This window comes from Chryseobacterium sp. WLY505 (genome assembly GCF_030846215.1).
In the GTDB taxonomy this organism is placed as follows: domain Bacteria; phylum Bacteroidota; class Bacteroidia; order Flavobacteriales; family Weeksellaceae; genus Chryseobacterium.
Genome location: NZ_JAVCWI010000001.1, coordinates 1,161,593 through 1,171,321 on the forward strand (window position 1 = coordinate 1,161,593; position 9,729 = coordinate 1,171,321).

Annotated in this window: 3 protein-coding genes, 2 tRNA genes and 3 rRNA genes; 1 reads left to right on the top strand and 7 read right to left on the bottom strand. The window is 40.5% G+C overall.

The genetic code is table 11. From position 1 onward, the window contains the following. Positions 1 to 6: 6 nt before the first annotated feature. Positions 7 to 576, top strand: a complete 570-nt coding sequence (locus RAH34_RS05365; RefSeq protein WP_306595405.1) for a hypothetical protein — start codon at positions 7 to 9, stop codon at positions 574 to 576. A 138-nt stretch (positions 577 to 714) separates the two neighbouring features. On the opposite strand, the gene RAH34_RS05370 is transcribed toward RAH34_RS05365, so the two are convergent. The 7 genes from RAH34_RS05370 to RAH34_RS05400 all read right to left on the bottom strand — a co-directional run. Then, positions 715 to 2,610 (bottom strand): SusD/RagB family nutrient-binding outer membrane lipoprotein, encoded by a 1,896-nt coding sequence (locus tag RAH34_RS05370; RefSeq protein ID WP_306595406.1) that lies wholly within the window; start codon positions 2,608 to 2,610, stop codon positions 715 to 717. Between the two features lie 15 nt (positions 2,611 to 2,625). Then, positions 2,626 to 5,523: a SusC/RagA family TonB-linked outer membrane protein gene (locus RAH34_RS05375; protein WP_306595407.1), complete on the bottom strand. Its 2,898-nt coding sequence runs from the start codon at positions 5,521 to 5,523 to the stop codon at positions 2,626 to 2,628. Positions 5,524 to 6,016: 493 nt separating this feature from the next. Then, positions 6,017 to 6,124 (bottom strand): 5S ribosomal RNA (gene rrf / locus RAH34_RS05380). Positions 6,125 to 6,282: 158 nt separating this feature from the next. After that, positions 6,283 to 9,037: ribosomal RNA gene (locus RAH34_RS05385) — 23S ribosomal RNA — on the bottom strand. Between the two features lie 153 nt (positions 9,038 to 9,190). Further along, positions 9,191 to 9,264 (bottom strand) — tRNA-Ala (locus tag RAH34_RS05390). Between the two features lie 94 nt (positions 9,265 to 9,358). After that, positions 9,359 to 9,432: transfer RNA gene (locus tag RAH34_RS05395), tRNA-Ile, on the bottom strand. A 209-nt stretch (positions 9,433 to 9,641) separates the two neighbouring features. Next, positions 9,642 to 9,729, bottom strand: a 16S ribosomal RNA gene (locus RAH34_RS05400); the annotation flags it as partial.

The following is a 9,729-nucleotide window of genomic DNA, read 5'->3' on the forward strand; positions in this document are numbered from 1 at the left end:
TTAGCAATGAAAATCAAAAGCCCTTTTCTCAAAGAACAGTTCTTAAAAAGATATCTATACATTATTGCTTTAATGATGGGAAGCTACCTTCAGGGGCAAACCATAAATATTGCAGGAACAAGCTGGACTGTCAGCGTACCAACCATTACAGAGGCTGGAAATAACTATGCCGGTACTTATGATAATCCTGCACAATTAACATTATCCGGTAATTTGCCAGGATCCTTTCTTAATCTTCTTTCAGCCTCCGGAGCCAAAATAACCATGCAACTTGCACCCACTTCCTGGAATAGTTCCCTGAAGCTTTATGCAAAAAGGAGCGGAGGCACGACAAAAATCAATGGGCTTTGTGTAGGGTGTACTGCAACCATTAATGGTGGAACAGCAAATTATATAGAAATACTTCAAGCCAGTGCTGTAATTCTTTCAACAATTACTTTTAGCGGACTATTAGGAATCAGCAATAGTGTAGATTACTCTGCCATTAGTGTACAATTGCAAATTGGTGGTGTTTCTGTAACAATTCCTGCGGCAGCATATAGTACTCAGGTAGTTTTTACAATAGCAGCCAATTAAAGCTCTGAAGCCAATCCATATACTCTTTATCATAATTATTTGAACAATCCGTTTAAAGAGATATTCAGTCAATTTGTATCTAAAAAAACAATCCTTTTCAAAATCAGAAAAGGATTGTTTTTTAGTATTTAAACTTAATTAATGTTTGGCCCACCAAAGAGGAGTCAGTACAGCATCTGTGCCACCAAGTAATTGTACAGCTTTATCATATCCAGACTGATCGGTATTTCTGAACGTACTTGGATATCTTAATCTCTGAGGAAAATTCTGAATAGAATTCGTCATATAGTTCCCTGAGCTCAGATTAGGAAGGTTGGGTAATGGAGTTTCGATGGCTGGATTTTCAAAAAACGGCAGCCCAAGTCTTCTCTGATCATTCCAGGATTCTAACGGCAGCCAAGGCATATTGGCAATATATTTCTGGGTAATAATCTTGGTCAGTTTATCATTTTTTACCGATCCGTTCTTATAAATAGTATTCACAGGATATTTAATTTCAACAGAAACTAAGTTCCCGGCTACAGGATCTTTATATTTCATGGTATGGCTTTCTCCCGGTTCTGTAATATGACTGTAAGAAACAGAAGTACCGTCACGGTTATAATCCGTTGAAGCAATATACTGACCATAGAATTGTGAAACTCCATTATAAACAAAACTTTCCTGAATTCCTTTATTATAAGCAGCTTCATCACTCATTGGAACTGTCCAGCCTTTCAATGCAGCTTCTGCCAGAAGGAAATAGGTTTCCCAGCTTGCAAAAAATATTCTTGCATTCTTACTTTCCCTGTACTGCTTACCTAAGGCCGGCATACATCCTACTACATTTCTCAAGCCATTTCTCTGCCCTTTTACTCCCCAGTTTCCAATGGTATAGGCGTTCCAGGTATTTACGGTATTTATTGTTATTTTAGAATTATCTTCAAAAGTAAGATCTCCGTGATTGGTAGTTGCCTGATTGGTATAAGTCGGATACAAAGAGTAAACCGGGCTTGTAAGATCCCCCGGAATATAGAATGTTTTATAGGCTCTCGGATCGATTGTATTGGGTAATCCGTCCAGCCAGTATCCTGCACTTGGGTCGTTGGTCATTGTAGTGAACTGTTGATCATATTTTATACCAACATAATCAGATGCTTTTACCTGTGTATGCTGAGCTGCTGGTAATTGGTCTGTAGAATTTACTCCTCCCAGGCCAATGTATAAATTATTAAGGGTTGCGGACAAAATTTGAGAGTTCCATTCTCTGGACATAACGCCTGTCAGCGCATCCCATCCCGGTTTTTCAGCGACTTTAAAATTATCTGCACTTGTAGCGATAAACATATTTGAATTTGCTGCTGCTTCAAATTCTGTTTTTGCTTTTGAAGTATCTACTTCAGCAATTCTCATGGCAATTCTCATCCTCATAGAGTTGGCATATTTTACCCATTGAGTCCAATTGAACCCATACACCATATCATAGGCATTTGCATTGGATGGTACTCCTTGGGTTGTGTCCATTTTTGCAACTGCATCTTTCAATTCTTCCAAGATAAAATAGTACACTTCTTTTTCAGAATTGAAAGTAGGATTCGTTCCCTGAAAAGCCTGAATAGGTTGAGGTCCGAAATTATCCGAGAACTCACTCATTAAATAAGCTCTCCAGATTCTGGAAACCTGAATAACATTGTCATAATAAGGTTTTCCCTGCCCGGCCGCCTTTTTTTCATTCGCCAACTGAATGGCTGCATTCGCATTATTCAGCCAATCTGAAATGTATTTCCAGTATTCGGAAGTCCAGGAATCATCGTAAGTTCCACCTGCAATTCCGGTTGTCAAATGCTGTCTTGCTGCCGTTTTCCAGTATAAAACAAAAACGCGTTCTGCAATATTAGGATCCTGCTGGGCACCGAGAATTGAGTTATTTAATAAATATTCGGGTTCTGCCTTATTAGCGTCTACGGCAAACGGGTTATTATTGATGTCTTCAAAATCATTGCATGAAGTACATAGTAAACCCATCGTAAAAAATGATAAGATATATTTTTTCATTGTTTCAGTTGTTAATTAAAAGCCTAAAGTGATTGTAAATAAATAAGATCTTGAAGTAGGAAAAGCAAGGTTTTCAAATCCTGTAGCATTAGAATTAATTGCGAATACAGATTCCGGGTCGATTCCTTTAGCTTTACTATAGATCATCCATACGTTATTGGCCGTAAAAGCTACTTTAGCACTCTGTAAGGCTAGTTTTTGGAAAATACTTTTAGGAAAATTATAAGTCAGCTGAATATTTCTTAAACGAATATTGGTAGCATCATAAATGTTTTGCTCTGTAATTCCTAAGTTTCCGGATGTTACAGCTCCCCAATAATCCTGTTGAGTAATTTCTTTGGTATTTGCTGTATAGCCGCCATTTCCCTCCACTACGGCATCCAAAATCATATTATCACGTTTTCCTCCGGGCGCAGTGTCTGCAGCAAGTCCGTTCGCTTGTAATGCAGCTTGCGTTGCAGAGAAAAATTTACCTCCGATTCTGCCGTCAATTAAAAATGAAAGTCCAATATTTTTATAAACAAAGCTGTTTGTAAAACCAAACAAAGCTCTCGGGGTTTGATCTCCTAAATAATATTGATCAGAAGTAGCCTGCGGTAACCCGTTTTGATCCACAATCAATTTTCCGTAATAAGGACTGCTGGTATCCTCTACTCTCAGGAATTTCGTTCCGTAAATCGCTCCGTAAGGTTTTCCTACTTCTGCAAAGAAAGCAACGTTATCAAAACCTGATAAAGGATATTTTGAAACAATTCCATCAATTTTATCGATCTTGCTTTTTAACGTTGAAAAATTGGCATTGACATTCCACACAAAGCTTTCCTTCTTAAGGATATCCGTATTCATTACGAATTCAAACCCTTTGTTATGCAGTCCTCCTGAATTAATCATCATTCTTTCATATCCGGAAAGTGGATTTATCGGAATGGCTATAAGCTGATCGGTGGCATTATTATTAAAATAACTTACATCCAGAGACACTCTGTCAAAAAACTTCATGTCTGCTCCAACTTCAAAAGTTTTAAGCTTTTCCGCATGTAAATCCGGATTAAAAAGTATCTTGTTTCTTGCAAGTACAATATGTCCATTTGGATCTGTGGAAGCGATATATGTATTGTACAAGCTTTGAGGAGGTAAAGAGTTACCCACAATTGCGTAGGCCGCGCGAAGCTTAGCAAAGGTTAAGGCATTTAAAGTCGTACCATTTAATTTTTTCAGCATGTCTGTCAAAACTAATGAAGTACTCACAGAAGAATAAAAATAAGACCTGTTATTTATATTCAAAGTAGAAGACCAATCATTTCTTGCCGTAGCATTCAGAAACCAATATCCGTCATAATTAATTTCAGCAGCAGCAAATACTGAATTAATTTTTTTCCACATATCAACTTCGGTTGTTGTAACAGAAGCAAGATCACTCGTATTAGATGTGCTGAAGACATTGGCAATAACGAGATTTTGTGTGGAAAAATATAATGCTTTATCCCTGCTTTCCATCATCTGTCCATAAACAGAAAGCGATCCTCCCCATTTACCAACAATATTATCTTTTTTAGCATTAAGACTTATGATATAATTATTTTCATAAAACTTTTCCTGACCGGTAGAGTAAGAATTATTACGTCTGGATCCCGTCCAAACCCTGGCATCCGTATTTAAAGAATAAAAATCCGTTCCTAATCTTACATCTGCGCTCAGCCAGTTATTAAATTGATATTTAAGATAGCCGTTTAATAAAAACCTGTCTTTTTTATCATCGTTCAATGCATTATATGCGGTCCAATAAGGATTAATTCCATTGGAAGTGATCCAGCGCGATGTCACTCCATTTTGCATCTGTCCCTCACGATAATCTCTTATATCAATATTTTGAGGCATCAGAAGGATAGCTGGGTAGTGATTTCCATCACCTTGCCCTGCAGAGGGTCTGTTTGTACCTTTAACACTCATATATTGGGCTTTCACCTCAGTAGTCCACCTTTTATTAGCCCCAAAATTAGAATTCATTTTTGCCATAAAATTGAACCTCTCATATTTTGAATTCGGAATCTGGCTATTACTGCTTAAATAATTAGCAGAAGTGTACAAGCTTGATCCTTCACCAATGTTCTCCTGAAAGCTCAATGTATGTTGTGCAGTAGTTCCTGTCTTAAAAAAGTTTTTTAAGTTATCATGGACCGTCATATTTGATCCTTCAAAGGCGGGTCCCCAGGACGTTGTGTTATCAGTCGTTTGTGGGTTGGGTAAACCATTACTTCCTTGTGCAAAACTATGCTGCAAATCAGGTTTCATAAAAATATTTTCAAAGCCTAAGCTTGTAGAATATGTGATTCCTAATCCTCCTTTTCTTTTACCGGTTTTTGTAGTAATCAAAATAACTCCGTTACCACCTCTGGAACCATAAAGAGCAGAAGCAGCACCACCTTTTAAAACTGAAAGACTTTCAATGTCTTCCGGATTGATATCACTTAAACCATTACCCATATCAAGATCCGGATTCCAGAAATCGTTATTAGAATCTTTTCCATTCTGCTTAGCCTTTGATCCTAAGCTATTACTTAACGGAACTCCATCTACCACGATAAGAGGCTGATTATCTCCTGTAAAAGAATTAAACCCCCGCAGGTTAATTTTGGAGGAAGAACCTGGTCCAAAACTTCCTTTAATCACTTGTAACCCGGCAACTTTTCCTGCTAATGCATTGGTAACATTATTTTCTTTGGCGTCGACAAGGGTTTGTCCTTTCACATCCTGGAAAGAGTATCCAAGCGCTTTTTTTTCTTTTTTTACACCATAAGCTGTAACAACTACTTCGTCAATCTTTGACGTCTTAGTTGAATCACTTTGTGCATACAATCCACCGAAAAAGAATAAGGATTGGAGCAGCCCAACCTTAAAAATGGTTTTTCTCATAAAAATTAGATTTGGTATATATTTAATAATATCACAAGATATTTAAACAAATAAACGTAATTATCATTAAATTAATATACAATCATTAATTATTTATGCTAAATCCATTAATAAAAGCAACCAAATCTTTATAATTACAATATCTTTAATCATTTACTATGAGTGTAAAGCTTTTGATACTTAAATAATTAAGTAAAATTTAAAGTTAGAAGAGCTCTAGTCTGAATCTGGTACTTTGTGGGGATTGAGTTGAAGAAAATAATGGATTTGCTGAGACTCCTGCGGAGTGACCATTGGAGTGTGTGCTGTCCGTTATCATTGATAAGTGATCAATGATAAGTGATGAATGATGAATAGTCGATGTACTGCTCATTACTTATTACTCATTACTTATGGATCTGCTGTGTTTGTGTTGAATTAGATCCTGTTGGTGTAGATATAAAACAAAAAAACCTTTATCGTAAAGATAAAGGTTTTTTAAAAATAAAATAAAAACTGGCGGCGGCCTACTCTCCCGCGTTAGCAGTACCATCGGCGCTGGTGGGCTTAACTTCTGTGTTCGGAATGGGAACAGGTGAGCCCCACCGCTAAAACCACCCTAAAGGTTGTATATAGCAGCTGGCTATTTGCTGTTGGCTTTTGGCTGTTTTTGCCAATCGCTAACTGCTAGTTGCCAATTGCGTTTTTAAGCGATAAAAACTTTCACAAAGACAAAACCTTCACTGCGCATAAAGCACTTGGTTTATATTAGTAACCATAGACTATAAATCTACGGGTAATTAGTACTACTTGGCTATGACATTACTGTCTTTACACCTATAGCCTATCAACGTCGTCATCTACAACGACCCTTAAAAGATGTCTCATCTTGAGGCGAGTTTCGCACTTATATGCTTTCAGTGCTTATCTCTTCCAAACGTAGCTACTCAGCGGTGCACCTGGCGGTACAACTGATACACCAGAGGTTTGTTCAATTCGGTCCTCTCGTACTAGAATCAAGCCCTCTCAAACATCTAACGCCCGCAATAGATAGAGACCGAACTGTCTCACGACGTTCTGAACCCAGCTCGCGTGCCACTTTAATGGGCGAACAGCCCAACCCTTGGGACCTTCTCCAGCCCCAGGATGTGACGAGCCGACATCGAGGTGCCGAACCTCCCCGTCGATGTGAGCTCTTGGGGGAGACTAGCCTGTTATCCCCGGAGTACCTTTTATCCTATGAGCGATGGCCCTTCCATACGGAACCACCGGATCACTATGTCCTGCTTTCGCACCTGATCGACTTGTAGGTCTCACAGTCAAGCACCCTTATGCCATTACACTCTACGCACGGTTACCAAGCGTGCTGAGGGTACCTTTGAAAGCCTCCGTTACTCTTTTGGAGGCGACCACCCCAGTCAAACTACCCACCACGCAATGTCCTTCTGAAAGAAGTTAGGCTCCAAGTAAGTAAAGGGTGGTATTTCAACGGCGGCTCCACAAACACTAGCGTGCCTGCTTCAAAGCCTCCCACCTATCCTACACATTACTTACTCAAAGTCAATACGAAGTTATAGTAAAGGTTCACAGGGTCTTTTCGTCCCATTGCGGGTAATCGGCATCTTCACCGATACTACAATTTCACCGAGCTCGTGGCTGAGACAGTGCCCAGATCGTTACACCATTCGTGCAGGTCGGAACTTACCCGACAAGGAATTTCGCTACCTTAGGACCGTTATAGTTACGGCCGCCGTTTACTGGGGCTTCAGTTAATGCCTTCGCTTACGCTAAGCACCTTCCTTAACCTTCCAGCACCGGGCAGGTGTCAGACCCTATACAGCATCTTTCGATTTAGCAGAGTCCTGTGTTTTTGATAAACAGTCGCCTGGGCCTCTTCACTGCGGCCAACATTGCTGTTGGCGTCTCTTCTTCCGAAGTTACGAGACTATTTTGCCTAGTTCCTTAGCCACGACTCACTCGAGCACCTTAGGATTCTCTCCTCGACCACCTGTGTCGGTTTTGGTACGGGTTGCTTCACTTCGGCTTTTCTTGGATCAGATTACACTACAGCAGCTTCGCCCGAAGGCTAGGCCTTGACTATTCCGTCAGTCTCCAGCAGCTACATCCAACCGTCCCCTTTATTCGTGAGCAAGTATGGGAATATTAACCCATTGTCCATCCACTACCCCTTTCGGGTTCGCGTTAGGTCCCGACTAACCCTCAGCTGATTAGCATGGCTGAGGAAGCCTTGGTCTTTCGGTGAGCAGGTTTCTCGCCTGCTTTATCGTTACTTATGCCTACATTTTCTTTTCTATCCGCTCCACAATACCTCACAGTACTGCTTCGGCGCAAATAGAATGCTCTCCTACCAGATATATCTTAAATATAAATCCATAGCTTCGGTAATATGTTTATGCCCGATTATTATCCATGCCGGACCGCTCGACTAGTGAGCTGTTACGCACTCTTTAAATGAATGGCTGCTTCCAAGCCAACATCCTAGCTGTCAATGCAGTCCAACCGCGTTGCTTCAACTTAACATATATTTTGGGACCTTAGCTGTTGGTCTGGGTTCTTTCCCTCTCGGACATGGACCTTAGCACCCATGCCCTCACTGCCGTAGAACATTTATTAGCATTCGGAGTTTGTCAGGAATTGGTAGGCGATGAAACCCCCGCATCCAATCAGTAGCTCTACCTCTAATAAACTTATATACGACGCTGCACCTAAATGCATTTCGGAGAGTACGAGCTATCTCCCAGTTTGATTGGCCTTTCACCCCTACCCACAGGTCATCCGAAGACTTTTCAACGTCAACCGGTTCGGTCCTCCACTCTGTGTTACCAGAGCTTCAACCTGCCCATGGGTAGATCACAAGGTTTCGCGTCTAATCCTACTAACTATCCGCCCTATTCAGACTCGCTTTCGCTCCGGCTCCGGTACTTAATACCTTAACCTCGCTAGTAAAATTAACTCGTAGGCTCATTATGCAAAAGGCACGCCGTCACAGCATTACGCTGCTCCGACCGCTTGTAGGCGTACGGTTTCAGGTTCTATTTCACCCTTCTATTCGAAGTGCTTTTCACCTTTCCTTCACAGTACTTGTTCACTATCGGTCTTTCAGGAGTATTTAGCCTTGGAGGATGGTCCCCCCATATTCAGACAGGATTTCACGTGTCCCGCCCTACTCATTTATCATCTTAATATGCCTTTCATATACGGGGCTATCACCCTCTATGGCTGTTCTTTCCAGAACATTCTATTAAACATAAAAAGACTTTTGGGCTAATCCGCTTTCGCTCGCCACTACTTACGGAATCTCTTCGATTTCTTTTCCTCCGGGTACTTAGATGTTTCAGTTCTCCGGGTTTGCTCCTCTTACGAGGTGACATGTCTTCAACATGCCGGGTTGCCCCATTCGGATATCTGCGGATCAATTCGTGTGTGCCAATCCCCGCAGCTTTTCGCAGCTTACCACGTCCTTCGTCGCCTCTGAAAGCCTAGGCATCCGCCATACGCCCTTAACGATTTCTTTCCTATTGGTTACTCAAGCGCTTTATGCGCTCGGTTTTCTCTTTGTGATGTCTTTACCGTTAATGTCAATGATCTTAATTTCTTTCTTTCCGACTAATGAACAGATGTTGTTTTTGGCTCCATCCGTAACTTTTAAATCAGTCGTCCAAAACTGTGGAGAATAAGGGAGTCGAACCCTTGACCTCCTGCGTGCAAGGCAGGCGCTCTAGCCAGCTGAGCTAATTCCCCCTCTAGCTTGATTTGAGATTTGAAGTTTTAGATTTGATATTCATCCATAACGAATTTCAAATTTCAAATTTTCAATTTCAAATCACTTAATTAGTAGTCTCGGGCAGGCTCGAACTGCCGACCTCTACATTATCAGTGTAGCGCTCTAACCAGCTGAGCTACGAGACTCTATTATGAGTGATGAGTAATGAGTGATAAGTAATAATTTTCATATACCTTACAACTCTACTTCTTACTCGTTTTCTCTTCCCGTTTACTAATTTCTAGTGGGTTTTGTATTTTTATATATCAACCAAACAAAAAACTAAAGCTATGCTTTAAGTAAGTATAATGTATCTTACGATACTGATTTTGTTTAACGTCTTTAAGACGCTCTAAAATGAGATGTTCCAGCCGCACCTTCCGGTACGGCTACCTTGTTACGACTTAGCCCTAGTTACCTGTTTTACCCTAGGCAGCTCCTGT